Here is a 24,607-nt window from a genome sequence, read left to right as displayed (position 1 = left end):
GCCACAGGGGTCACAGGTCCCGATGCATCGCAAGGCGAGCGCCCGCAAGATCCGGTCGAACACCGGCAAGGCGATCCTCGTCACGCTCCTGCTCGTCTTCACCCTGTTCCCGGCGTACTGGATGCTCTCCAGCGCCTTCGACGCCCAAGCATCCAGCGGCGGCCAGTCGTTCTTCCCGAAGGAGCTCTCCTTCTCGAACTTCGAGTCGGTGCTCACGGACGGCGGCTTCGGCGTCTTCCTGCGCAACTCCGCGATCGTCGCGGGCGCGACGGTGCTCATCTCCGCGGTCGTCGCACTGCTGGCGTCGGTCGCCGTCGCGCGGTTCCGCTTCAAGTTCCGCACCGCCGTGCTGCTCATGATCCTCGTCGTGCAGATGGTGCCGCTCGAGGCGCTCGTGATCCCGCTGTTCGTCCAGATCCGCGACCTGCAGCTGCTCAACACGCTGCTCGGCCTCATCATCGTCTACGTGGCGCTCGCGCTGCCGTTCGGCATCTGGATGCTCCGCGGCTTCGTCGCGGCAGTTCCGGTGGAACTCGAAGAGGCCGCGTTCCTCGACGGCGCCAGCTGGTGGCGGATGTTCCGTTCGATCATGCTCCCGCTCGTGGCCCCCGGGCTCGTCGCGACGAGTGTGTTCAGCTTCATCACGGCCTGGAACGAGTTCATCTTCGCGATGACCCTGCTCGGCGGGTCGACCGAGAACTACACGGTGGCCATCGGCCTCAAGCAGTTCTTCGGGCTGAACTCCAACGACTGGGGCTCCGTCATGGCGGCGTCGACCATCATCACGATCCCGGTCATGATCTTCTTCATCCTCGTGCAGCGTCGTCTCTCCGGCGGCCTCGTCTCCGGCGCGGTGAAGGGATGAGCTCGGGTTCCTCGGCCGACACCGACATCGCACGGCTCGTCCGGGGCGTCCTCTGGCCCGGGTTCCTCGGCAGGGACGCCCCGGAGTGGCTGCTGCGCGAGTTGGACGGCGGCCTCGCGGGCGTCGTGTACTTCGGGCAGAACATCTCGCCGGACCCCGCGGACGTCGTCGCGCTGTCGACGACGCTCCACGCGCACCGGCCGGAGATCCTCATCGGCATCGACGAGGAGGGCGGCAACGTCTCCCGCCTCGAGGCGCTGACGGGATCCACATTGCCCGGGCACGCGCAGTTGGGCGCGCTCGATGACATCGCGACCACCCGGGCCGTCGGCGCAGCACTCGCGGAGCGGCTGCGGGCAGCGGGCGCCAACGTCGCGCTCGCTCCCGTCGCGGATGTGAACACCAACCCCGCGAACCCCGTCATCGGTGTCCGTTCCTTCGGCCCGACGTCTGCGCTCGTGGCGCGTCACACCGCTGCGCTCATCGACGGACTGCAGGCCGGCGGTGTCGCCGCGTGCGTCAAGCACTACCCGGGTCACGGCGACACCGCGAGCGACTCGCACCTCGATCTGCCGCGCATCGACCTGGACCTCGCGGAGATCGAGCGCGAGCACCTGCCGCCGTTCACTGCCGCCATCGAGGCAGGTGTCGCGAGTGTCATGACGGCGCACATCGTCGTCCCGGCTTTCGGCGACGCTCCGGCGACGCTCAACCCGGTGCCCCTGCGTCGTCTACGCGAGAGTGGCTTCGACGGCGTCATCATCTCCGACGCGCTCGACATGGCCGCGATCCGCTCCACCACCGGTTCCGGCCGTGGAGCGGTGCTCGCACTCGAAGCCGGTGTGGACCTGCTCTGCATCGGTAATCCGTCGAACCTCGGCCCGAAGCAGGGCGCGACGACCGACGAGGACGACTACCTCGAGGTGTTCGACGCGATCTGCGCCGCCATCGCCGACGGATCGCTCGACCGCTCGATCGTCGAACGTGCGGCCGCTCGCGTGGCGACACTCGCCGCTTCTGTCGCGCCGTTCGCCCCGACCCCGGCCCCGGCCGCCGAACCGAGCCCGGTCACCGAGCTTTTCGAGGTGCGTGACGACTTCGCCGCCGCCATCCGGAAGGTCGTCCGCGTGCGTGGCGACGTCGAGTTGCCGGCCGAGCGCCTCACCCTCGTCGAACTGCGCGACCGCCCGACCTTCGCCGTCGCCTCAGCACTCGACCCCTTCGCGGAGGCACTCGCGGCGCACTACGAGGTGACACGGGTCGCGGCGGGCGCCGTCGTCCATGCGGCAGCATCAGCTCCGACTCCAGCTCCCGACCCGACCCAGCCCCCCGAGCCCGTCGAGGTGCCCACGAACGCACTCGCAGCGCTCATCGAAGCCATCCCCGCGGACCACGCGGTCGTCCTCCTGGCCGACCGCCTCGGCGACGGCACTCCGCAGCGGCTCGCGGTCGAGACCATCGCGCGGTTCCGTGCGGAGGCGGTCGTCGTCGGCGTCGGCCTGCCCCTCGCGGACGACGTCGCCCTGCCGCTGCCCTTCATCGACTGCCTCGCGGCTTCCAGGGCCTCGGCGGACCGTGTGACGGAACTCCTGTGCACGACGGCCCCCGCGGCAGTACCCTCGCTCCACGCGCACCACCAGCACGACCAGCACCAACGGAACGGATCATGACCCACCACGAACGATCGGTACTCGCCATCGACCTCGGCAAGACCTCCTGCCGAGCCCGGGTCACGAGGGGATCCGGCGACGGGCTCGTCGTCCTCGCCGAGTCGCACGGTCGAGGCGCCCCCGGCCTCGCCGACCACGAAGGCGCGGAGCTGTCCGCTCGCGCCGTCCTCGACACCGTCGCAGGGTTGCCGACGGACGTGCTCGCAGAGGTGCAGCACGTCGGCATCGGCGCCGCCGGCGTCGAAGCCGCACCGCACGAGGTCGCCGCGTTCACGGCTGAGCTGCGGCTCGCACTGGGCGCGACGATCGCGGTCGTGAACGACGCCCTCGCAGCCCATGCCGGAGCATTCGCCGGCGGACCGGGCACCGTGCTCATCGCCGGGACCGGTGCAGTCGTCTTCGACGTCGACGCGTCCGGAGCGGTGAAACAGATCGACGGCTGGGGCCCCTGGCTCGGCGATGAGGGCAGCGGCCGGTGGATCGGGCAGCAGGGTCTTGAAGCCGCGTTGCGCGCATCCGACGGCCGTGGCCCGTCCACTACGCTGCTCGCCGATGCCGAAGCCCTCGCGGACGGCGTCGCGGCCCTGCCGTTGTGGGTCTCGCGTCATGGTGCGCCGGCACGCCAGCTCGGCACCTTCGCACCGACGGTGATCGCTCGTGCCGAGGAGGGCGACGCCGTCGCGGTCGGCATCGTGGACACCGCCTGCGCACACCTCGCGACGAGTGCTGCCGCTGCCGGCACGGGTTCCGTGTGCGTCGTCGGCGGCATCGCGTCGCAGCCGTACTTCGCCGCGCACCTGGCGACGGCCATGCACGAACTCGGCGTCGAGCTCGTCGCTCCACGCGGTGACGCGCTCGACGGGGCCAGACTCGTCGCGCTCGACACCACGATCACCTATGACGGAAGGGTCGTCCGCGACGATGTCCACGCAGTCTGAGATCCCACCCTCGACCGAAGCCCCGCTCACCGAGCCTGTCGAGGGACACGCCTCCGGCCGCGACACCCTCCGTGCCGAGCTCGCGACCCTCTCCACCGAGCAGGTCGGCGACCGTTTCCCCGACCTCGACGCGCTCAGCACCCGCGAACTCGTCGGCGCCATGAACGACGACAACCGTTCCGTGCCCGACGCCATCGCGGTCGTCGAACCGCTCATCACGGAGGCGGTCGACGCGATCGTGGAGCGCCTGCGTCGCGGCGGACGACTCATCTACCTGGGTGCCGGCACCGCAGGGCGCATGGGCATCCTCGACGCGAGCGAGGCGCCGCCCACCTTCGGCACCGACCCCGGGCTCATCGTCGGACTCATCGCCGGGGGTCCTGGAGCCATCCAGCAGGCCGTCGAGGACGCAGAGGACGACGACCATGCCGGCCGCGCAGACCTCGCCTCGCTCGCGATCACCGCTGACGACGCCGTCGTGGGTGTCTCCGCCTCCGGCCGGACGCCCTACGTGCTCGGCGCGCTCGAGCACGCTCGCTCGCTCGGAGCGGTCACGATCGGGTTGTCCTGCAACGCCGGTTCGCCACTCGGTCGCGACGCGGACATCGGTATCGAGACCGTCGTCGGCCCGGAACTCCTCACCGGTTCCACGCGTCTGAAGGCCGGCACGGCGCAGAAGCTCGTCCTCAACATGCTGTCGACGATCTCGATGGTGCGGCTCGGCAAGACCTACCGGAACCTCATGGTCGACCTGCGTGCGACGAACGAGAAACTCCGCGCGCGATCCGAACGCACCGTCATGCTCGCGACCGATGTCGACGCGGCGACCGCGGCACGCACCCTCGAGTCGGTCGACGGCTGGGTGAAGGCAGCTATCCTCGTCCTCGTGACCGGCCTCGACGCAGGTGAAGCCGTCGCCCGCCTCCGCAGCGGCGACGGTTCCCTCAGCGCGGCCATCGCGGCCCATGTCCCGGAGGAGGCCGCGCTGGGTACCCACGACCTCGTGACCGGCCTCGACGCAGGTGAAGCCGTCGCCCGCCTCCGCAGCGGCGACGGATCCCTCAGCGCGACCATCGCGGCCCATGGCACGACGGGAGCCGCCGACGATGTCCACTGACGCGCTGCTCGTGCTGCGCCAGGCGATCCCTCGCCTGAGCGCCGCGGAGACGCGCGTCGCCGAGACCATCATCGGCACCCCGTCACTCGTCGTCGAGCTGACCATCACCGAACTCGCGAAAGCGTGCGGCACGTCCCAGGCGACCGTCGCGAGGTTCTGCCAGACCATCGGTTACACGGGATACCGCGAGTTCCGAGTGGCCGTCGCGACATCGACGAGCCGTGAGCAGGCGGAACGCGACCGGTTCGACGTGGACGACGCCGACATCGACCCCGACGACTCCGTCGAGGTCGTCGTCGCGAAGGTCGCGTACCAGGAGGTGCAGGCCATCGAGCTGACCGCCCGATCACTCGACCGGGTCGCCCTCGACGCGGTGGTCGACGCGTTGCTCGACGCCCCGCGCATCGACATCATCGGCTTCGGCTCCTCGAACCTCACCGCGCAGGACCTCCACCAGAAGCTGTACCGGATCGGCATGCCGGCGAACACCTTCGTGGACGCGCACCTCGCGCTCCCGTCTGCCGCCCTCCTCGGGCCGGGCGGGGTGGCGATCGGCATCTCGCACTCCGGACTCACGGTCGAGACGGAGCAGGCGCTGCAGCTCGCCCGTGCGGCCGGCGCGACGACGGTCTGCATCACGAACTTCCCCGACTCCCCCATCGCCAGCCGCTGCGACCTCGTGCTCGTGACGCAGGCGAGGGAGAGCCGATACCGCTCCGGAGCGATGTCGTCACGCATCGCACAGCTCGCCCTCGTCGACCTGCTCTTCATCCGGGTCGCCCAGCGCCGCTACGACGCCGCTGCCGAATCCCTCCGCGTCACATACGACTCGATCCAGGACCACCGCATCGACACCTGAGCGTCGTCGACGAACGTACCGGAGACGTTCGTCCCAGCGGCGTCAGCGCACCGGTTCACCGTCCCAGCGGCGGCACGCTGCCCCATCCCGCCCCGGATGGTGCGCGACCGCTCGCGCGGGATCGTGCACGGAGGATACGCTGGCGGACGTGGCAACCGGCCGCTCGACCGACGAGGGGACCTCGAATGCTGACTGATGCACTCACCCTCGTCCTGGCGGTCGTGTCCGCACTCCTCCTGGGCTTCGCCGCTCGTCGGGTGCTCGACGCCCCGGTGGGCTGGCCGCGCAGCATCGTCGTGGGGCTCATCGTGTTCGTCACCGGCCCGCCGTTCGCGAGTTGGCTGGTCGAGCAGACGGGACTCCTCCACGACGGCCGGGCGGACGACGCACGGGCAGCGTTCGCCGCGATCGCCGTCGCCCTCCTCGCCATCGGGTGGATCTTCGCACTCGGTCTCGGCGTGCTCGTCGCCATCGAGGTGATCATCCCCACCCGACCACTGATGAACCCGATCGACGTCGTCAGATCGGCGATCAGGCGACGCCGACGCACGCGGCGCTATCTGCAGATCCTCACCATCGCCTCGCGGCACGGCGCGGGCTGGCTCGTGCACGGGCGATCCCGTGTCCAACTCGAACTCACCACCAGCGAACAGCGCGCCAACGCGATCATCGCGACGATCAACGACTCCGGCGTCACCTTCGTGAAACTCGGCCAGGTGCTGTCGACGAGACGCGACCTGGTGCCGGAGCCCTACCTCAGCGCCCTCGCCACGCTGCAGTCCGAGGCGACGACGCTACCGTGGCACGAGGTCGAGGTCGCCATCGAGACGGAACTCAATGCGCCGATCGACACGGTGTTCGCGTCGATCGACTCCGAACCGTTGGCAGCCGCCTCCGTCGCCCAAGTGCACACCGCCGAGTTGCTCGACGGGACGCCCGTCGTCGTGAAGGTCCAGCGCCCGGCGGCCCGCGTCCAGGTCGAAGCCGACACCGACATCGTCGTCCGGCTCGCGGAGCGGGCCGAGACGCACACCAAGTTCGGGCAGGACCTCCGCCTCGCCTCAGTGGCTCGGGCCTTCACCTCGACGCTGCTCGAGGAACTCGACTACCGGATCGAGGCTCGCAACGTGGAGATGATCCGCAGCACGCTCAAGCGGAGGGCTGACCGGGGCGACGGCATCCGGATCGCGGTGCCGCACGTCTACCCCGAAGCGTCGAGCGCACGTCTCCTCACCATGGACCTCGTCGACGGCCTCCCGCTCAGTCGCGCCAGGGAGCGGATCGCGACCATCGCGCAGGAGGAACGCGAAGCGCTCGCGACCGGACTGATGGATGCCGTACTCGAACAGATCCTCGTGCACGGCGTCTTCCATGCCGACCTGCACCCCGGCAACGTCATCCTGCGGACCGACGGATCCCTCGGACTGATCGACTTCGGTGCGGTCGGCGTCATCGAACGCAGCCAACGTCAACGACTGACGGCACTCATGCTCGCCACCGTGAGCGAGGACGACATCGCCGCGACCGACGCCCTGCTCCTCATCGTCGACCTGCCGGACGGCGCAGACCTCGACGCCCTCCGACACGACGTGGGCATCGTGATCACCACCGAACGCCATCGTCCGGGCGGAGACGGCTCGATCTTCACCCGCCTGCTCGACGTCATCCGGCAGCACCACATCGCCCTCCCCGGCGACCTCGCCGCAGCATTCCGCAGTTTCGCAACCCTCGAGGGGTGCTTGAAGGTCCTCGACCCCGGGTTCGACATGTTCGAGCAGGCGCTGCCGATGGTGCCGCGTCTGCTGCGCCGCTCACAGTCGATCAAACAGACCGCAGTCACCCTGCACGCTCAGGCAGCGGTGTCGGCGGCGATGGCCCGCAGCCTGCCCCGCCGACTCGACTCGCTGCTCTCCGGCATCGAGAACGGAACCGTCGGGGTGACCCTCAAGGGCCTCGCCGACGAACCGGCGAAGGGACTCGTCCAGGGCGTCACGGCCGAGATCGTCGGCACCCTGATCTCGATCGCAGCCATGGTGATCGCCGTGGTCCTCGTCGTGACGGATGCGGGCCCGACGCTCCCCGGAGGCCTGCGCGTCTTCGACCTGTTCGCCGCGTTCGTCGGCTTCCTCGGCTTCCTCGGGCTGCTGCGCGTCCTGCGCCAGACCGTCGTCCGCCGCTCCGGGCGGTAGGCCGCCCCGGAGCGGCGGAGGACCTACAGCGACTTCGAGAGTCGGAAGACGTTCTCCACTGCGAGCTCGGCGGCGACGGCGCTGCCGGACTCGACGGCGTCGCGAAGCTCCGGGTAGGCGCTCGCCTTGGTGACCCAGTCGATGGTGTCGGCTGTGCTCGTCGCCGAGAGGCGATAGGTGAGACCGTCGATGACGTCCTTCGTCGCGTTGACGAGAGTGGCGTTGGGGCACGCGCCGATGAACGAGTTGAACAGCGCCCAGCTGAGACGTTCGTATTCGGCGACGTCCCGCTGCTCGATGACGACGGTCACCTGGTTGATGGAACGCACCAGGGCCTTCTTCTGTGTGGCGCCGAGGCCGGGGACGGTGACGCGCACGATGCCGCCGAGCATCGCGCCGAGCGTCTGCATGACCTCGGTGCGGAGCTCGGGGTCCGGCAGGGCGACGCGGGTGAAGCGCTGCGCGGCCATCTCGATGAGGCCCACGCGGGCGAGGTCGTTGAGCGCCTCGCGGATGGGCGTGCGGGAGATACCGAGCCACGACTGGAGTTCGCCATCGTTCAGGTGTTCGCCGGGCTCGAGGGTGCCGTCGAAGATCGCGGTGCGGATACGCTCGACCGCGACCTCGCGGAGGGAGCGGCGTTCGACTGGCGGGTTGCTAGAGGGCACAGGCATGCGGGTTCTCCTTCGACGGGATGCTATGGGATCAGCGTACCGAATATCAGCACCGTCCCACCGGTTGGACGACGATTGCCTTGTACACGACGCTGTCACCTGCGCGACGCGGGTCACCGGTTGGACACCGCGCCGCCAGCCCCGCGCCACTCCCGGTTCACCCGGCTTCCCTAGCGTCGATGGCTGCCGAGCGATGTCATCGAGCGGCGGCGCGGGCGATCCCCGCGCCTGGGAAGAGCACTGGAGATCTGAGTGAACCACCTGAGCGGCGCGACCACCTCGCGCCACCGTCCACGCCATCGAGCGACACGTCTCGCCGGCGGCACCCTGGGGGCACTCGTGCTCCTCGCGGGCGTCGGCACGACTGCCGCCGCCCCTGCGCAAGCGGTCGAGTACCCCGCCACCTTCCTCGACACGGCGTCCACCGTCTGGAGCTATTCCGACGACGCGAGCGACCCGTCCGCCGGAGCCGCCGACCGTCTTGGCTGGACGCAGCAGGCGTTCGACGACAGCGCTTGGAAGACCGCGACCGGCAGCTTCGGCGCGAAGAACGGCAAGGCGACGGGCATCGGCCCGTACACGGCGAACACCCTGCTCAACCAGTACATCGACGGCTCGGCCGCACCCGATGTGCCGACCTACCACTTCCGTTCGGACTTCGAGTTGAGCGACGAGCAGCTCGCCGGCCTCGACGGCCTCCAGGGCAGCATCGTCTACGACGACGCCGTGCAGGTCTTCGTCAACGGCACCAAGGTCGCGGGATTCGTCGACGAACAGGTCGAGGCGGCAGACGAGGCGTCGCGGAACCAGATGTACGCGGGCGCGAGCGCCGGGGACCCGGCGTCGTCCACATTCAGCGTTCCGGCGAGCGCCCTGGTCGCGGGCGAGAACACCGTCGCGATCGCGCTCTACCAGGACCGCGCGACGAGCTCCGACATCTACCTCGACCTCGCATCCCTCGCTCCCGTCGCGGCGGACGAGCCCGTGTCCATCTCGGACCTCGTGCTCACCATCGGCTCCGATGAGAGCGAGCGCGGCATCTCCTGGTACACCGACCGCGATGTCGCGCAGGCCGCTCAGGTCGCTCCGGCGTCCGCGATGACCGGCGAGACGTTCCCGTCGGGAGCTGCGACGAGCGTGCCCGGTGTGGGCGCCGGCACGACGAGCGGCGAGTTCAACCGCTTCGCGACCGTCAGCGGCCTGGCGGAGGACACGGCGTACGTGTACCGCGTCGGCAGCGACGAGAACGGGTGGTCGGCGACCTCCACGTTCACGACCCGTTCGTTCTCGGGCGACTACGACTTCCTGTTCGTCGGTGACCCTCAGATCGGTGCGTCAGGCGACGTCGCGAGCGACCAGGCGGGTTGGACGGACACGCTGGACGTCGCTCAGTCCACCTACCCCGACGCGGAGATGTTGTTCTCCGCCGGTGACCAGGTGGAGCGCGCCGGCAACGAGGACCACTACCAGGCGTTCCTCGCCCCGGAACAGCTGCGGACGCTGCCCCTCGTGCCGGTGAACGGCAACCACGACGTCGGCTCGAAGGCATACGAGCAGCACTACAACGTGCCGAACCTCGACGCTTCGGCAGGTGCAGCGACCTCGGGTACCTCGTCCGGCGGTGACTACTGGTTCTCCTACAAGGACGTCCTGTTCATGGTCATCAACTCGAACAGCAGCGACTACGCGTCGCACGCCGCGTTCCTCGAGCAGGTCGTCGCCGAGCAGGGCGCGAGCGCGAAGTGGAAGGTCCTCGCCTTCCACCACTCGATCTACTCGGTCGCAGCGCACACGAACGACACTCAGATCGTCGACATGCGCGCGGCGCTGCCGTCGATCATCTCCGATCTCGGCGTCGACCTCGTCCTCCAGGGGCACGACCACAGCTACACGCGCAGCTACCTCATCAAGGACGGGCAGCTCGCGAACCCCGACGAGACGGCAGCCCAGGGCACCGTCACCGCCGGCGAGGGCGAGGTCCTCTATGTCACGGCCAACTCCGCGAGCGGGTCGAAGTACTACGACGTGAAGGCGCCGGATGCGTGGTTCGCCTCGGTGATCAACCAGGAGTACACGCGCAACTACTCGAACATCGCCGTGACCGACGACTCGATCACGATCACGACTCTGCGCAGCGAGGCGAACGATGCCGCGCGTGGTCCGGTGAACAGCGTCGTCGACGAGGTCACCCTGCAGCGCGAGGACACACTGGCGCCCGAGCTGGTGCTGCCGGAGACGGAGACCACCGTCGAACAGGGCGCCGCCTTCGATGCCCGTGCCGGCGTCACCGCGACCGACGTGCGCGACGGCGACCTGACCGCGGCCATCACGGTCGCTGGCACGGTCGACACTGCAACGCCTGGAACGTACGCGCTCGCCTACTCGGTGTCGGACGCAGCGGGCAACACCGCGACAGCGAACCGTTCGGTCACCGTGACCGCGGTCGTCGAGCCTGGCACGCCGGGCGGCGGCACCGGTGGCGGCACGGGCTCGGGTGGCCCTGCGCCGGTCGCCTCGGGATCCGACCCGCTCGCGAACACGGGGGCTGAGATCGGCGGCATCGTCGCGATCGCCGTCATGCTGCTGCTCGGCGGCGCACTCGTGCTGGTCCAGCGTCGCTCACGCGGCCGCCGCGACGCCCGCACGGAGGCGTAGCGCACTGCACGCGTCCCGTCGTCCGGACCTCTCGGGCGGCGGGACGCGTGCGCCACTCCCGCCTCGCGCTCCTCGCGCAGCCTGCCAGCTCGCATCTCTCCTCGCTGTCAGCGCTCTGCTCACTCCGCCGCTCGACGATCGGACTCCGCATGTCCCGCGCCTTCGCCGCGGTCCGCCTGGGCTGCATCTCACTCGCCGCCGGGCTCGCCCTCCTCGTGGGCGGCTGCTCTGCGACCGGTTCAGAAGCGACGACGCCACTCGTCGCCACCTCGCCGACGCAGGCCGTCATCGCACCGCAGCCAGCACCAGGGGCGACGAGCACGCCGGATCCCTCCTCGTGGGACGCCGTGGTGGCGCCCGCCGGGTTCACCGCAACGGTCGTCACCGTCGCTGAAGCCGGCGTGGACCCGGAGGTCGATGCGGCCGTCGCCGCCGTCACGGCGCGTGCTGGAGCGGGCGCACGGGTGACCCGAGCGACCCTGGGCGCCACGGCGACCGCATCCGGCGACTCCTTCGCCGGGGTCCTCGCCGACACACCGGACCTCGTCATCGTGCTCGGTCCGGAGTTGCTCGACGCGACCGACCGATCCTCGGCGTCGAACCTCGGCCAGCAGTACCTCGTCATCGGCGCCCAGCTGCCGGAACCGACGGCGAACGTCACCGCCGTCGTGTGGGCGGGCGCCGACGCGCGTCGGATCGACGAACCGCGCTCGGTGCCGAACGGGATGTCAGATCTTGCAGCGCACGCAGACGATGCGTTCCGTGCCGGCCTGTCCGCCCTGCTGACCGACACCACGGGAGGTGTCCTCATCCTGCCGTGACACCGTGAGGCCAGATCGGTCGGCCGTGCGATCACGGCGGTCATCACCGCTCCCCCTAGCCACCATCTGGTGGCCAAATAGTCCAGATCAGCGGCTGATTTTCGAGTCCCTTCCGATGTCGGTGGTCCGTGTTTGGATTGCACCATGACCAGCACCGCCCCGAACCCGCTCGCCGCCGTTGCGGCCGGCTTCGGCGCGGTGTGGCGCGGGGCGCGGGGCGCTCGGCGCCGAACCGAGGCGACGACCGGCTCACGCGCCGTGCGGGGTACGCGAACGCCGGCGTCATGGTGTCCGAACGGTGGCGGGTGTCCCGCGCCCGTGGCGCCGCCATCGCCGAGGTCGGTGCGGCGATCACCCCTGGCCGGTCACTGCTCGGCCAGCCGGAGGAGTGCGCACTGCCGGCCATCGCCGCCGCTTTCGAGCCGTCCACCGACACCACGGGTCATCCCGACGGGTTCACGTTGCCACGAGCCGCCCTCTCGGTCGATGCCGCAGCCATCATCGTCCACGAACTGCGGAACACGGAGAGGATCTGCGGCACGCAGGCCTTGCAGGCGGCGGCCGGACTCGCCGTCGAGCACGCCGCCGGAGCCCCACTCCACGACGTCACCCGCATCGCCAAGCTCGTCCGGACCCGCCTCGACCAGGACGGCATCGAACCCCGCGACGACCTGCTGCGGATGTCCGAGCGGTGCACCATCCGCGAACTCCCAAACGGCATGACGCAGCTCCGTGCCGAGCTCGCGCCCGAGAACGCGGCGGGGCTCAGGGAACAGGGAATCGGTCGCTGAGCCTGTCGAAGTGCGTCCTTCGACAAGCTCAAGGAACGGTGCGGGGGCCGGGGAACAGGGCCCGGGGATCGGGGCAGGGCGCGGCGGGTAGGGAACGGGGCGGGGTAGCCGGTCAGTGGGGCGGCGGGGCGGACGACTCACGGACGACGAGTTCGGGGACGGAACGCACATCGCCGACCGAGGTGGCATCCGTGAGCACCTCGAGCAGGGTCGACATGATGGTGCGGCCGAGTTCGGGGAAGTCCTGACGCATCGTCGTCAGCGGCGGCGCGAAGTGCTCCGCCTCCGGGATGTCGTCGAAACCCACGACGCTGACGTCGTCCGGGACGCGCAGGCCGTGCTCCGCCAACGCATGGATCACGCCGAGCGCCATCTGGTCGTTCGCAGCGAACACCGCTGTGAAACCGCCATCGCCCTGGCCAGCCCCGCCGACGCGGTCCGCGACGAGCTCACGCCCGAGCCGGAACCCGCTGGCGGGCGTCCAGTCGCCGATGAGCGGCTCGCGCGCAACGAGACCGTGCTCCGACAGCGCGTCGCGCCAACCGCGCATCCGTTCGAGTGCGTCCACCGAATCGGTCGGACCGGCAAGGTGGGCGATCCGGCGGTGTCCGAGCCCCACGAGATGGTCGATCAGGATCCGGGTGCCCTGGTACTGGTCGATCGAGACACTGTGGAAGCCGTCTCGCCGACTCGACTCCACCGCGACGAGCGGCACGCCGAGCTCGATGCCGCGTACCGCGTCGAGCGCCCCCCGGTGCGCGGCGATGAGGACGATCGCCTCGACGTTCTGCCGCAGCAACAGCTCGACGGCCTGCCGGAGCGAGGTCGGATCCGACTCGAGCATGCTCGCCATACTCACCGCGTACCGGGCGTCGCGCGCGGCCTCGTTGAAGCCGAGGGCGGTGCTGGAGGGGCCGTAGTCGGGTCCACCGGTCGTGATGAGGCCGATGGTCCGAGAGCGGCGGGTGACGAGCGCGCGAGCCGCCTGCGACGGCGTGTACCGCAGCTGCTTGATGGCCTGCTCGACGCGCTGCCGCGTCGCCGGACGCACGTTCGGGAGTTCGTTGAGCACCCGGGACACCGTCTGGTGCGAGACCCCTGCGAGCCGCGCCACATCGAAGATGTTCGCGACCCGTGCCTTCTCGTCGTCGTTACCCACCAGTCCTGCCGGCTCCCGCCTGACGGCTTCCGCACGTCGCTCTCAGAGAAGATTATCTGGCTGGCCTGGAGGTCGCCGCACATCGGACGACGACCTCCCGGCGGTCAGGTCCGTCTCGACGTGAGCACCTTCTGCAGGATGATGAACACCAGCAGCAGAGCGCCGATGAAGATCCTCGTCCACCAGGAGGTCAGGTTGCCGTCGAAGGTGATGAGCGTCTGGATGGTGCCGAGCACGAGCACGCCGAGCACCGAACCCAGGACGTACCCGTAGCCGCCGGTGAGCAGCGTGCCACCGATGACCACCGCCGCGATCGCATCCAGCTCGGTGCCGATCGCCGTCAGCGCATACCCGGACAGTGTGTAGAAGGTGAAGAGGATGCCCGCGAGGCCCGAGCAGAAGCCGCTGATCACGTACACGAGCACCTTCGTCCGGGCGACCGGCAGACCCATGAGGTTGCCGGACTGTTCGCTGCCGCCGATCGCATAGACGGTGCGGCCAAGGCGGGTGAACTGGAGCACGAGCACCGCGGCGATGACCACGATGACCGCCACGACGACGCTCCACGTGATGCTCAGCCGCCCACCGAGCGGGATGCGGGTGTTCGCGAGGTCGACGAAGAACGGATCGGTGATCGTGATCGTCGTGTTGCTGATCACGTAGCAGAGCCCGCGCGCCAGGAACATCGCGGCGAGCGTCGCGATGAAGGGTTGAATCTTGAACAGATGGATCATCAGTCCGACGAGCAGGCCGAGCGTCGAGGTGATCACGAGGATGAGCGGGATGATCACCCCCGGCGACCATCCGGCCTCCAGGAGTTTCGCCGTGATCATCGTCGACATCGCGAGCACCGCACCGACCGAGAGGTCGATGCCGCCGGTGAGGATGACGAAGGTCATCCCGACGGCGAGCACGATGAGGTACGCGTTGTCGATGAAGAGGTTGAAGACGATCTGCGGATTCGTGAAGCCGCGGTAGCGCGAGGCACCGATCACGAACATGAGCACCAGCAGGATCGCAGTGACGAGCACCGGCCCGTACTTCGGGTTCGTGAACAGGTTCCGGACCGCCGTGAGGAGACCGGTCGCGCCGTTGGAGGGGCGTTGACGCGCTGGCGGCCGCACGGTCGTCGGCTTCGCGGCGGCCCGCGCCGTCGCCTGCTTGTCCTGGCGGGTCGCGGTCATGACGCCACCACCTCCTGCTTGGTCGAGCGGCTGGATCGTCGTCGCCAGTTCGCGATCGCCTGCGAGGTGCGCGGCGACTGCAGGAGGCAGACGGCGGTCACGACCGCGGCCTTGAACACCATGGTCGCGATGGGCGAGATACCCACCGTGTACACGGTCGTGACGAGGGTCTGGATGACGAGTGCCCCGATGAGTGTCCCGAAGAGCGAGTACCGCCCACCGGCGAGCGAGGTGCCACCGATCACCACGGCGAGGATCGCATCGAGCTCGATGAAGAGGCCCGTGTTGTTCGCGTCGGCCGAGGTCTGGTTGCTCGTCATGATGAGCCCGGCGATCGCAGCGCAGAACGCCGTGAACACGTAGACGCCGATGAGCAGGCTCTTCGACCGCACCCCGGCCAGACGACTGGCCTCGGGGTTGATGCCCACCGACTCGATGAACAGGCCGAGCGCCGTCCGCCTGGTGATGACCGCCGCGAGCACGAGGATCACCGCGGCGATCACGACCGACACGGGGAGCCCCAGGAAGAAGCCCGAGCCGAGCCACTTGAACGGGTCGCTGCGGATCGTGAGGATCTGACCCTCGGTGATGAGCATCGCGACGCCGCGTCCGGCAGTCATGAGGATGAGCGTGCCGATGATGGGTTGGATGCCGAGCACCGCGATGAGGAAGCCGTTCCACACGCCCAGCACGAGCGAGACGAGGACCGCGACGACGACGGCGACCACGACGGTGCCGACGTTGTCCGGGTCCGGTGCGCCGAGGATGATCGAGCAGGCGACCGCCCCGGAGATCGCGCAGACGGCACCGACGGAGAGGTCGATGCCTCGGGTCGCGATCACGAGCGTCATACCGACGGCGATGATCATCGTCGGCGAACCGTTGCGGAGGATGTCGATGAGGCTCCCGAACAGGTGGCCGTCGCGGACTTGCAAGGCGAAGAACCCGGGGAACGCGATGAGGTTCACGAGCAGGAGCGCGACGAGCATGGCGATGGGCCAGAACAGGCGGTTGGCGAGGAGGTTCATCGGGTCGGCTCCTGGTCGGGGGTGGTCGGAGGTGTCAGCGTGGTCCGCCCGGCGTCTCGCACGGTGTCGTCCCGCTGCGGCGCAGGAACCTCGATCGCCTGATCCTCCTGCGAGCCATCGGCGATGATGGCGAGCAGGTTGTCGGTGGTCAGGCCCTCGTTCGGCAGGTCCGCGACGAGTCTGCGGTCGCGCATGACCGCGATGCGGTGACTCAGCCGCAACACCTCCTCGAGCTCAGCGGAGATGTAGACGACGCTCATGCCGTTGTCGGCGAGGTTGGCGACGAGCTTCTGGATCTCCGCCTTCGCACCGACGTCGATGCCGCGGGTCGGTTCGTCGAGGATGAGCAGGCGCGGGGCGATCGCGAGCCAGCGTGCGAGCAGCACCTTCTGCTGATTGCCGCCGGAGAGGTTCTTGACGAGCGCGTCAGGGTTCGCCGGACGGATGTTGAGGGCGGTGATGTAACTCTCCGCGAGCTCGTCGAGGCGACGCTTGGGGATCGGACGGAACCACCCACGATCCGCCTGCAGGGCGAGGGCGATGTTGTCGCGGATCGAGAGCTCGTCGACGATGCCCTCGGTGCGGCGGTTCTCGCTGGAGTAGACGACTCGTTGGCGGAGCGCCTGGCGAGGGGTGCGGAACCGCGCGGGCTTACCGGTCACCTGCAGCTCACCGGTGTCGGACCGGTCGACGCCCGCGAGGAGTCGGGCCAGCTCGGTGCGACCCGAGCCGAGCAGACCGGCGAGGCCGACCACCTCGCCCTCGTACACGCGCAGGTCGACGGGTTCGATGGAGCCCTTGCGGCCGAGCCCGGTCGCGAGCACGAACGGCGTCTCGGCGTCCTCCTCGTCCTCACCGGATGCGGCGGACTTCGTGCGCTGCTCCAGGTCGTCGAGGATCGTCAGCTCCTTGCCGATCATCTTCTGCACCAGCTCGATGCGCAGGATCTCCTCCGTGCGGTACTCGCCGACGAGTTTGCCGTTGCGCAGCACCGTCAGGCGGTCGGAGATCTCGTACACCTGGTCGAGGAAATGGGAGACGAAGAGGATGGCGACACCGTCCTCCTTGAGACTCTGGATGATGCGGAACAGTTCCTGCACCTCGTCGACATCGAGGCTCGAGGTCGGTTCGTCGAGGATGAGGACGCGTGCGTTGATGTCGATGGCCCGGGCGATCGCGACGAGCTGCTGCACGGCGAGCGAGTGCGAACCGAGGAGCGAGCCCGGGTCGATGTCGAGGTTCACGCGCGTGAGCAGTTCTGCGGAGCGACGACGCATCGCCCGCCAGTCGATGCCACCGAAGCGACGGGGTTCGCGTCCGAGCATGATGTTCTCGGCGACGCTGAGGTTCGTGAGGAGGTTGACCTCCTGGTAGACGGTGCTGATGCCGGCGGCCTGCGCCTGCGCGGTGCCGCTGAACGAGACCGACTCCCCCGCGACGAGGATCGTCCCGGAATCGATCTGGTAGACGCCCGTCAACGCTTTGATCAGCGTCGACTTGCCGGCGCCGTTCTCACCCATGAGCGAGTGCACTTCGCCCGGGTACATCCGGAAGTCGACGCTGTCGAGCGCCTTCACACCGGGGAAGGTGATGGTGATCGCCGACATGTCGACGACGGGCGTCATCGTGGACACCTGCTGGGTCGACTGCGTGCTCGGCACAGTGGTCATGGTGCGCTCTCTTCGTCGAGGCGGGACTCGGGTGCTGCGCGGGCCGGCCGGATGAGCGGCCGGCCCGCGGATCGATGCCGGGGCGTGCAGCCCTAGTACTTGCGGTCGGGCAGGGCGGCCTTCGCCTGCTCCTGGTCGAAGGTCGTCTCCTCGGTGAGGATACGCTTCTCGACCGGGTCACCGGCGACCACAGCGGTCACGACGTCGACGAGCTGCTTGCCCAGGAGGGGCGAGCATTCGACGATGAAGTTGATCTTGCCGTCGGCGAGCGCCTGCATGCCGTCCTTGACCGCGTCGACCGTGATGATCTTGATGTCGACGCCGGGCTTCAGACCTGCTGCCTCGATGGCCTCGATCGCGCCGAGACCCATGTCGTCGTTGTGCGCGTAGATCACGTCGACGTCAGGGTTGGACTTCAGCAGCGCCTCCGTGACCTGCTTGCCTCCTGCACGGGTGAAGTCACCCGTCTGCGAGGCGACGATCTCGAACTTGCCATCGTCCTTGATGACGTCGGCGAAGCCCTCGGCACGGTCGATCGCGGGAGCCGCACCGGTGGTGCCCTCGAGCTGGATGATCTTCACCGGGTCGGTGGAGTCCTTGTACTCGTTGACGAGCCACTCACCCGCCTTCTGGCCCTCGACCACGAAGTCGGAGCCGAGGAAGCTCTCGTAGAGGGTGTCGTCCTTCGAATCGACGGCACGGTCGGTGAGGACGACGGGGATGCCCGCGTCCTTCGCCTCCTTGAGCACGGCGTCCCACCCGGACTCGACCACCGGCGAGAACGCGATGACATCGACCTGCTGCGAGATGTAGGACCGGATCGCCTTGATCTGGTTCTCCTGCTTCTGCTGCGCGTCGGAGAACTTCAGCTCGATGCCGGCGTCCTTGAACGCGGACTGGATGTCCTTGGTGTTCGCGGTGCGCCAGCCGCTCTCCGCGCCGACCTGCGCGAAGCCGACGATGATGTCCGACGGGTCCTTCGCGCCACCGGCGGAGTCGTCGCCGCCCGATGCGCAGCCGGCCAGCGCGAGCAGCATGGCACTGGCTGCAGCAACGCCCAGAATCTTCTTGTTCACAGTGAACCTCCTTGTTCAGCGAACCGGCGTGCTCCAGGGTGCTGTGGTGCGGGTGCCGGGGACCAGTTCGTTCTGGCCTGGTTGATGTTAGCGCTCACAATTCTTATCACACAAGCGCGAATTGTCACGAAACGGTCACGCAGGGTCGAGCGCGACATCCGCATGCTGACAGTGTTGTGAGCGATAACACGCGGCGATGGGGACCGCTGCCCATCGCGGGAGCCCCGAGCCGCTCGCTAGCGTGGACTGCGGACGAGGGGCGTCCATCGCCGCACGGCAGGGAGTACACATGATCATCTGGACCCGTTGGGGCATCATCGTCTTCGTGATCTTCGGACTCTCCGTCGGGGCGGGATTCCTCATCAAGGCGATCGCCGCACCAGGCCTCGACGACAGCGCACCGCAGACCGGCGTCTTCGTCGGGATCGGCTTCCTCCTCGGTGCGGTCGGGTGCTGGGCCTTCGACCGCTTCGCCCTGGCGAAGCTCGATGCACCGAAGCCCGCGGTCATCTGGCAGCAGCTCGCCCAGCCCTACGTGAACGAACACGGCCTCACCGTCAAGCAGGAGGCGGTCCCCGTCCGGCACCCGCAGACGGGCGAGCAGGTCTATTACCGACCGCGCTCGTCGCTGTTCTTCATCCCGGTCCGCTTCTGGCCGTACCCGATCGCCGCGATCGGCATCGTCGCCATCGTCGTCGGACTCGCACGGAGCTGATCACCCTCGTCCGGCCCCTGCTCCCGTCCCCGGTCATCGAGCCGGGGACGCCCACTCCTCACGGACGAAGCGCACGAACTGCTCGACCGCCGGCGACACGGCGCGGGAACGACTCGTCGCGACACCGATGACCCGGACGGCCTCGTCGTCGAGCGGCACCAGGACCACTCCGTCCATGCTCGTCGAGTCCGGCAGCACGGCGATACCGACACCGGAGCGCACGAGACCTCGGAGCGTCGACAGCTCGGACACCTCCATCGTCACGCGGGGCACGATCCCGTGCCGGGCGAAGTAGGCGTCGGCGATCTGCCGGAGCCCGGAGTCCGTCGTCATCGCAAGGAACTCCGCCTGCTCCAGATCGGCCGCGGAGAGCGAGGTCCGCGACGCGAGGGGATGGCCGGCCGGCACACCGAGCACCAGCCGTTCCGAGGTGAGCGGACGCCATTCGATCTCCGGGTCGCGCGGTTCCGGGCTCAGGAACGCGACGTCGGCCGAACCCGAGCGCAGCGCATCCAGCACACTGTCGGCCTTGCCGCCGTCGAGCACGAACTGGATGTCAGGAAGCAGCTGCCGGTATTCGCTCACGATGCGCGGGATGAGCCAGCTGCCGAGTGATGAGACGTACGAGATGGAGACGAGCCCGGCCGAAGGGTCGCGGAGCTCGTCGATGCGGGACTGCGCGTTGTCCAGCTCGGTCTGCGCCCGGAGCGCATGGACGAGCAGGATCTCGCCGAAGCGGTTGAGTTCCAGTCGGTTCTTGTGTCGATCGAACAGCTCGACACCGGCGTCCGCTTCGAGCCGACCGATCGCCCTCGTCAGGGTCGACTGCGAGATGCCGAGTGCTTCGGCTGCGTACGGCACGTGGCCGTCTTCGGCGAGCGCCCGGAGGTACGCGAGTTCGTCGATCCTCATGTCCTCATGATGCCGCAGTTGGCCGACACGCGCGCACCTCGACAGGCTCGGTGACCGGTCCTCCGGCTCCCGCTCCCAGCTCGGCGGCCGGACCCGGGCCTCCGCTCCCCGAGCCGGTCGAGGGGCCGTCTCTGCCGAGGAGCCTCGCCCGCGCGGTAGCGTTGCCCGGTGACCGCTGCAGCCCGACCCGACGCGACAGCGAGCGGGGCACTCCTGGTGGTCGCCGGTCTCGTCTTCCAAGAGGTCGGCGCATCGATCTCGGTGACGCTGTTCCCGCAGATCGGCCCGATCGGTATGGTCGCGCTGCGCCTCGTCTTCTCGGCGATCATCCTCCTCGCCGTCGCGCGCCCCGTCCTGCGTGGCCACACCGGGAGCTCGTGGGGCAGCGCGATCGGGTTCGGCCTCGTCCTCGCGGGCATGAACACCTGCTTCTATCTGTCGCTCGACCGCATCCCGCTCGGCCCGGCGGTGACACTCGAGATCCTCGGACCCCTCACCCTCAGTGTGATCGCCGGACGTCGGTGGATCAGCGTCCTCTGGGCCGGCATCGCATTGCTCGGTGTCCTGCTCCTCGGCGGCGTCCTCCTCCACAGTGGCGAGGCGGCGGCCCTCGACCCGATCGGGACGGTGTACGCGCTCGTCGCCGGAGCGCTCTGGGTCGGCTACATCCTGCTCTCCTCGCGCACCGGCAGGGCGTTCCCCGGGCTCAGCGGACTCGCGATCGCCGTGGCCGTCGCCGCTCTCGCGACCATCCCGCTCGCCGCCCTCACCGCAGGACCGGCGTTGTTCGCCCCGGTCATCCTGCTCCTCGGGCTCGGCGTGGCGGTCCTCTCCTCGGCGATCCCCTACGCGCTCGAGTTCATCGCGCTCCGCCGACTCAGCTCCGCGACCTTCGCGATCATCCTCGCTTCGGCTCCCGCCATCGCTGCGATCGCCGGACTCGTCCTCCTGTCCCAACAGTTGTCGCTGCCGCAGTGGGCGGGCATCGCGTGCGTCGTGGGCGCCGGGATCGGGGCCGTGCGCACCGCTCGCCGAGGCCACGAGCCCGAGGCTGAACCGACGATCGCACCGGGCTGACGTCCGACCGCGGGCTGCGCCCCGACACGCTCGGCGCCCGGGAACGGAGGCAGGGCGAAATCGGGCGCCGTCGTACTACATAGGTTAGGCTTGCCTTAATCATGAGCAATCGCCGCCGACTCCGCCGCACCCTCGTCTCGGCCCTCGCCATCCTCGCGATCGGCCTCGCCGGCTGCACCGCTTCCGGCGCCGGGACGACGAGCAGCGCCGAGGACTGCCAGGCCTCCACCGAGCCGCTCAGCTCAGTGACGCCGGTCGAGAACCCGCGCACCTGGACCGGACCGAGCACCGCCTGCATGGCGGACCCGGGTATCGAGGCGGTCGTCGACGACCCGCAGCCGACGCTGCCCGTCACCGTCGTCGACAACCAGGACACCGAGGTCACGATCACCGACACCAGCCGGATCCTCGCGCTGGACCTCTACGGCTCGCTCGCAGCAACCGTCTTCGGCCTCGGACTCGGCGACTCCGTCGTCGGCCGCGACACCTCCACGGGCTTCCCGGAGGCGGCGGAACTCCCACTCGTCACCCAGAACGGCCACGAGCTGAACGGCGAGGCGATCCTGGCACTCGAACCGACGGTCATCCTCACCGACAGCTCGATCGGCCCCTGGGACGTCGTGCTGCAGATGCGCGATTCCGGCATCCCCGTCGTCGTCCTCTCGCCGCAGCGCAACCTCGACAACATCGACGACCTCGTCACGCAGGTCGCCGCGGCCCTCGGCGTCCCGGAGGCCGGGGAGGCCTTGAACGCACAGATCGCCTCCGAGATCTCCTCGACGATCACCGACATCCAGGCGCTCACCCCCAGCAACCCGGCGGACCGACCACGCGTCATGTTCTTCTACGTCCGCGGTAACGCCGGCATCTACTACATCTTCGGTGAGGGCTCCGGGGCGGACGCATTGATCGAGAGCCTCGGCGCCGTGGACGTCGCGAAGGAGATCGACTGGCAGGGCATGCGCCCGATGACCGCCGAAGCCCTCATCGACGCCGCTCCGGACGTGCTGATCATGATGACGAAGGGCCTCGAATCGGTGGACGGCGTCGACGGCCTCCTCGAACGCATCCCGGCGGTCGCCGAGACGCCAGCGGGTCAGCACCGCCGGATCATCGACATGAGCGACACCGAGGTGATGAGCTTCGGACCGCGCACGGCCGCCGTGCTCGACGCCCTGGCCCGAGCCCTCTACGCACCGACCACAGGCGAACCGGCGGCCGAGTAGCCGTGTCCCGCCACACCATCGGCACCACCCGCGACGACGCCCCCCATCGACCTGGACGTCCGTCTGCCCGGAACACGCTCGCTGCGAGCCGGCACCCTCACGGCGATCCTCCTCGTCGCACTCGTCGTGCTGTCCCTCGTCTCGGCGGGAACCGGGCAGCTGCACGTACCGCCGCTCGAGGTGTTCGGCTCGATCATGCACAAGCTCGGACTCGACGTCGGGCCGCTCCCGAGCCACGCGAACGGCGAAGCGGCACTCTGGAACATCCGGTTCCCCCGCGTCGCGATGGCACTCGTCATCGGCGCGGCCCTCGCAGCCGCCGGCCTCCTCATGCAGGCGATCTTCGGCAACCCTCTCGCCGAGCCGGGAGTCGTCGGCGTCTCGGGCGGCGCAGCGCTCGGCGCCTCCGCGACGATCGTCTTCGGCTGGGTGTTCCTCGGCGAATGGACCGTCGCCGTCACGGCGTTCGTCGGCGGGCTCGCTGCGACCCTGATCGTGTACGCGATGAGCCGGGCGAACGGGCGTACCGAGGTCATCACCCTCGTCCTCACCGGTATCGCGGTCAACGCGTTCACGGGTGCCGGGCTCGCCTTCCTCACCTTCCTCGGTGACACCTCGGCACGCGAGCAGATCGTCTTCTGGCAGCTCGGCAGCCTCAACGGATCGCGCTGGTCGCAGTTCGGCATCATCCTGCCGCTCATCCTCGCCGGTCTCGTCGTCGCGTTCATCGTCGCGAAGCAACTCGACCTGCTGTCGCTCGGCGAGAAGAGCGCGAGGCACCTCGGGGTGAACGTCGAGGGTCTGCGGATCCTCGTGATCTTCGTCGTCGCGCTCCTCGTCGGCGCGAGCGTCGCGTTCGCAGGGATCATCGCGTTCGTCGGGCTCGTGATCCCGCACCTCATGCGCATGATCATCGGACCGGCCCACCTACCGCTGCTGATCGTCAGCACGCTCGGCGGGGCGGTGCTGCTGCTCTGTGCCGACCTCGTCGCCCGCACGGCCGTACCGCTCGCCGACCTCCCGATCGGCATGCTCACCTCGCTCGTCGGCGGTCCGTTCTTCTTCTGGCTGCTGCGACGCACCCGCCGTTCTTCGGGCGGCTGGGGATGAGCGCACAGCAGAGCCCACGGGGCACGACCGATCCCACCTCGCGCCGCGCCCGTCGTTTCGCCGTTCCGAGATCACTCGCACGCGGCGAGATCGCCATCGAGGCGGCCGACGTCGGCGTCACGATCGACGGGAAGCGCATCCTTCAGGACGTCTCGATGGACGTCCGTGCCGGCGAGGTCCATGCCCTGATCGGGCCGAACGGTGCCGGCAAGTCCACGCTCCTCGCGGCGATCACCGGCGACCAGCCGGTGGCCACCGGACGCATCACGATCGCCGGGCGGCCGCTTGCCGAGTGGTCGACCCGCGAACTCTCGAGACGCCGCGCGGTGCTGCTGCAGCACAACGACGTGTTCTTCCCGTTCACCGTCCAGCAGATCGTCGAGATGGGCCGCGCGCCGTGGCGACGGACCACCCGTGAGGACGATGACGATGAGGCCGTCGCCGAGGCGATCGCCGCGACGGACATCGCGAGGTTCACCCGTCGGCAGGTGCCGTCGCTGTCCGGCGGCGAACGGGCTCGTGCCGCCCTCGCGCGGGTGCTCGCCCAGCGCACCGGCATCCTCCTGCTCGACGAACCGACCGCGGCCCTCGACCTCCGGCACCAGGAGGACGTCCTCCGCCTCGCCCGCGAGGCGGCCGCGGCAGGCGACGCCGTCATCGTCGTGCTCCACGACCTCAACCTCGCGGCGGCCTACGCGGATCGCATCTCGCTCCTCCAGCAGGGCCGGCTCGTCACGACCGGCAGCCCGACCGAGGTGCTCACCGCCGAGCGCGTCTCCGAGGTGTACCGCTACCCGGTCGACATCATCGCCCACCCGACGACCGGCGCGCTGGTCATCCTCCCGGTCCGCTGACGCTGCCCTCGCCCACA

The 24,607-nt window shown here is 69.2% G+C and carries 21 protein-coding genes; 14 read left to right on the top strand and 7 right to left on the bottom strand.

Features of this window, described 5'->3' with window-relative positions:
• The first annotated feature begins 22 nt into the window (after positions 1–22).
• The 6 genes from ABMA10_RS01305 (at position 23) to ABMA10_RS01280 (ending at position 7,638) form a co-directional block, all read left to right on the top strand.
• Positions 23–865, top strand: a complete 843-nt coding sequence (locus tag ABMA10_RS01305) for a carbohydrate ABC transporter permease (protein ID WP_347870152.1) — start codon at positions 23–25, stop codon at positions 863–865.
• Positions 862–2,535 (top strand): glycoside hydrolase family 3 N-terminal domain-containing protein, encoded by a 1,674-nt coding sequence (locus ABMA10_RS01300; protein WP_347869980.1) that lies wholly within the window; start codon positions 862–864, stop codon positions 2,533–2,535. Before ABMA10_RS01305 ends, ABMA10_RS01300 begins: the two co-directional genes overlap by 4 nt.
• Positions 2,532–3,473 (top strand): N-acetylglucosamine kinase, encoded by a 942-nt coding sequence (locus ABMA10_RS01295; RefSeq protein WP_347869979.1) that lies wholly within the window; start codon positions 2,532–2,534, stop codon positions 3,471–3,473. Before ABMA10_RS01300 ends, ABMA10_RS01295 begins: the two co-directional genes overlap by 4 nt.
• A complete protein-coding gene (gene murQ / locus ABMA10_RS01290) occupies positions 3,457–4,590 on the top strand; it encodes an N-acetylmuramic acid 6-phosphate etherase (protein WP_347869978.1) in 1,134 nt (377 codons plus the stop codon). Before ABMA10_RS01295 ends, murQ begins: the two co-directional genes overlap by 17 nt.
• A complete protein-coding gene (locus ABMA10_RS01285; protein WP_347869977.1) occupies positions 4,580–5,449 on the top strand; it encodes a MurR/RpiR family transcriptional regulator in 870 nt (289 codons plus the stop codon). Before murQ ends, ABMA10_RS01285 begins: the two co-directional genes overlap by 11 nt.
• A 185-nt stretch (positions 5,450–5,634) precedes the next feature.
• Complete coding sequence (locus tag ABMA10_RS01280) at positions 5,635–7,638, top strand: ABC1 kinase family protein (RefSeq protein ID WP_347869976.1); 2,004 nt, start codon at positions 5,635–5,637, stop codon at positions 7,636–7,638.
• 23 nt (positions 7,639–7,661) lie between these two features.
• Here ABMA10_RS01280 and ABMA10_RS01275 read toward each other — a convergent pair whose 3' ends face one another.
• Entirely contained in the window at positions 7,662–8,312 is a 651-nt protein-coding gene (locus tag ABMA10_RS01275) for a GntR family transcriptional regulator (protein WP_347869975.1), read from the bottom strand.
• Positions 8,313–8,564: 252 nt separating this feature from the next.
• Between ABMA10_RS01275 and ABMA10_RS01270 the strand changes: the two genes are divergently transcribed.
• From ABMA10_RS01270 to ABMA10_RS01260, 3 genes are all read left to right on the top strand, one after another.
• Entirely contained in the window at positions 8,565–10,967 is a 2,403-nt protein-coding gene (locus ABMA10_RS01270) for an immunoglobulin-like domain-containing protein (protein WP_347869974.1), read from the top strand.
• Positions 10,968–11,014: 47 nt separating this feature from the next.
• Positions 11,015–11,788 (top strand): hypothetical protein, encoded by a 774-nt coding sequence (locus ABMA10_RS01265; RefSeq protein WP_347869973.1) that lies wholly within the window; start codon positions 11,015–11,017, stop codon positions 11,786–11,788.
• A gap of 284 nt (positions 11,789–12,072) precedes the next feature.
• Positions 12,073–12,579: a hypothetical protein gene (locus ABMA10_RS01260; RefSeq protein ID WP_431031111.1), complete on the top strand. Its 507-nt coding sequence runs from the start codon at positions 12,073–12,075 to the stop codon at positions 12,577–12,579.
• A gap of 112 nt (positions 12,580–12,691) precedes the next feature.
• Here ABMA10_RS01260 and ABMA10_RS01255 read toward each other — a convergent pair whose 3' ends face one another.
• From ABMA10_RS01255 to ABMA10_RS01235, 5 genes are all read right to left on the bottom strand, one after another.
• Positions 12,692–13,738 carry a LacI family DNA-binding transcriptional regulator gene (locus ABMA10_RS01255; protein WP_347869971.1) on the bottom strand — a complete coding sequence of 349 codons (1,047 nt, stop codon included), beginning with the start codon at positions 13,736–13,738 and terminating at the stop codon, positions 12,692–12,694.
• Positions 13,739–13,842: 104 nt separating this feature from the next.
• On the bottom strand, positions 13,843–14,922 hold the full coding sequence (gene yjfF, locus ABMA10_RS01250; protein WP_347869970.1) for a galactofuranose ABC transporter, permease protein YjfF: 1,080 nt from the start codon (positions 14,920–14,922) through the stop codon (positions 13,843–13,845).
• Positions 14,919–15,950 (bottom strand): ABC transporter permease, encoded by a 1,032-nt coding sequence (locus ABMA10_RS01245; protein ID WP_347869969.1) that lies wholly within the window; start codon positions 15,948–15,950, stop codon positions 14,919–14,921. The genes yjfF and ABMA10_RS01245 overlap by 4 nt, the downstream gene beginning before the upstream one ends.
• Entirely contained in the window at positions 15,947–17,620 is a 1,674-nt protein-coding gene (locus ABMA10_RS01240) for a sugar ABC transporter ATP-binding protein (protein ID WP_347869968.1), read from the bottom strand. Before ABMA10_RS01240 ends, ABMA10_RS01245 begins: the two co-directional genes overlap by 4 nt.
• Before the next feature lie 92 nt (positions 17,621–17,712).
• A complete protein-coding gene (locus ABMA10_RS01235) occupies positions 17,713–18,696 on the bottom strand; it encodes an ABC transporter substrate-binding protein (RefSeq protein WP_347869967.1) in 984 nt (327 codons plus the stop codon).
• A gap of 289 nt (positions 18,697–18,985) precedes the next feature.
• Here ABMA10_RS01235 and ABMA10_RS01230 point away from each other — a divergent pair, with 289 nt between their 5' ends.
• Positions 18,986–19,411, top strand: a complete 426-nt coding sequence (locus tag ABMA10_RS01230) for a hypothetical protein (RefSeq protein ID WP_347869966.1) — start codon at positions 18,986–18,988, stop codon at positions 19,409–19,411.
• Positions 19,412–19,444: 33 nt separating this feature from the next.
• Here ABMA10_RS01230 and ABMA10_RS01225 read toward each other — a convergent pair whose 3' ends face one another.
• Entirely contained in the window at positions 19,445–20,323 is an 879-nt protein-coding gene (locus ABMA10_RS01225) for a LysR family transcriptional regulator (protein ID WP_347869965.1), read from the bottom strand.
• A 168-nt stretch (positions 20,324–20,491) separates the two neighbouring features.
• On the opposite strand from ABMA10_RS01225, the gene ABMA10_RS01220 reads away from it, so the two are divergent.
• The 4 genes from ABMA10_RS01220 (at position 20,492) to ABMA10_RS01205 (ending at position 24,590) form a co-directional block, all read left to right on the top strand.
• Entirely contained in the window at positions 20,492–21,400 is a 909-nt protein-coding gene (locus tag ABMA10_RS01220; protein ID WP_347869964.1) for an EamA family transporter, read from the top strand.
• A 101-nt stretch (positions 21,401–21,501) separates the two neighbouring features.
• Positions 21,502–22,626 carry a heme/hemin ABC transporter substrate-binding protein gene (locus tag ABMA10_RS01215; RefSeq protein WP_347869963.1) on the top strand — a complete coding sequence of 375 codons (1,125 nt, stop codon included), beginning with the start codon at positions 21,502–21,504 and terminating at the stop codon, positions 22,624–22,626.
• Between the two features lie 51 nt (positions 22,627–22,677).
• Positions 22,678–23,736, top strand: coding sequence for a FecCD family ABC transporter permease (locus tag ABMA10_RS01210; protein WP_414693710.1), 1,059 nt, complete (start codon positions 22,678–22,680; stop codon positions 23,734–23,736).
• Positions 23,733–24,590, top strand: a complete 858-nt coding sequence (locus ABMA10_RS01205) for a heme ABC transporter ATP-binding protein (protein WP_347869962.1) — start codon at positions 23,733–23,735, stop codon at positions 24,588–24,590. Before ABMA10_RS01210 ends, ABMA10_RS01205 begins: the two co-directional genes overlap by 4 nt.
• Positions 24,591–24,607: the final 17 nt, after the last annotated feature.

The organism is Plantibacter sp. RU18, assembly GCF_050613355.1.
GTDB lineage: Bacteria > Actinomycetota > Actinomycetes > Actinomycetales > Microbacteriaceae > Plantibacter.
The sequence above is the reverse complement of the archived record's forward strand: the minus strand, read 5'-3'. Positions and strand labels throughout refer to the sequence as shown.

What these genes read in the sequence shown, in the direction of transcription:
- ABMA10_RS01305 (WP_347870152.1), top strand. Translation starts at nt 23, where the DNA reads ATGCATCGCAAGGCGAGCGCCCGCAAGATCCGGTCGAACACCGGCAAG.
- ABMA10_RS01300 (WP_347869980.1), top strand. Translation starts at nt 862, where the DNA reads ATGAGCTCGGGTTCCTCGGCCGACACCGACATCGCACGGCTCGTCCGG.
- ABMA10_RS01295 (WP_347869979.1), top strand. Translation starts at nt 2,532, where the DNA reads ATGACCCACCACGAACGATCGGTACTCGCCATCGACCTCGGCAAGACC.
- murQ (WP_347869978.1), top strand. Translation starts at nt 3,457, where the DNA reads ATGTCCACGCAGTCTGAGATCCCACCCTCGACCGAAGCCCCGCTCACC.
- ABMA10_RS01285 (WP_347869977.1), top strand. Translation starts at nt 4,580, where the DNA reads ATGTCCACTGACGCGCTGCTCGTGCTGCGCCAGGCGATCCCTCGCCTG.
- ABMA10_RS01280 (WP_347869976.1), top strand. Translation starts at nt 5,635, where the DNA reads ATGCTGACTGATGCACTCACCCTCGTCCTGGCGGTCGTGTCCGCACTC.
- ABMA10_RS01275 (WP_347869975.1), bottom strand. Translation starts at nt 8,312, where the DNA reads ATGCCTGTGCCCTCTAGCAACCCGCCAGTCGAACGCCGCTCCCTCCGC.
- ABMA10_RS01260 (WP_431031111.1), top strand. Translation starts at nt 12,073, where the DNA reads ATGGTGTCCGAACGGTGGCGGGTGTCCCGCGCCCGTGGCGCCGCCATC.
- yjfF (WP_347869970.1), bottom strand. Translation starts at nt 14,922, where the DNA reads ATGACCGCGACCCGCCAGGACAAGCAGGCGACGGCGCGGGCCGCCGCG.
- ABMA10_RS01245 (WP_347869969.1), bottom strand. Translation starts at nt 15,950, where the DNA reads ATGAACCTCCTCGCCAACCGCCTGTTCTGGCCCATCGCCATGCTCGTC.
- ABMA10_RS01240 (WP_347869968.1), bottom strand. Translation starts at nt 17,620, where the DNA reads ATGACCACTGTGCCGAGCACGCAGTCGACCCAGCAGGTGTCCACGATG.
- ABMA10_RS01230 (WP_347869966.1), top strand. Translation starts at nt 18,986, where the DNA reads ATGATCATCTGGACCCGTTGGGGCATCATCGTCTTCGTGATCTTCGGA.
- ABMA10_RS01225 (WP_347869965.1), bottom strand. Translation starts at nt 20,323, where the DNA reads ATGAGGATCGACGAACTCGCGTACCTCCGGGCGCTCGCCGAAGACGGC.
- ABMA10_RS01215 (WP_347869963.1), top strand. Translation starts at nt 21,502, where the DNA reads ATGAGCAATCGCCGCCGACTCCGCCGCACCCTCGTCTCGGCCCTCGCC.
- ABMA10_RS01205 (WP_347869962.1), top strand. Translation starts at nt 23,733, where the DNA reads ATGAGCGCACAGCAGAGCCCACGGGGCACGACCGATCCCACCTCGCGC.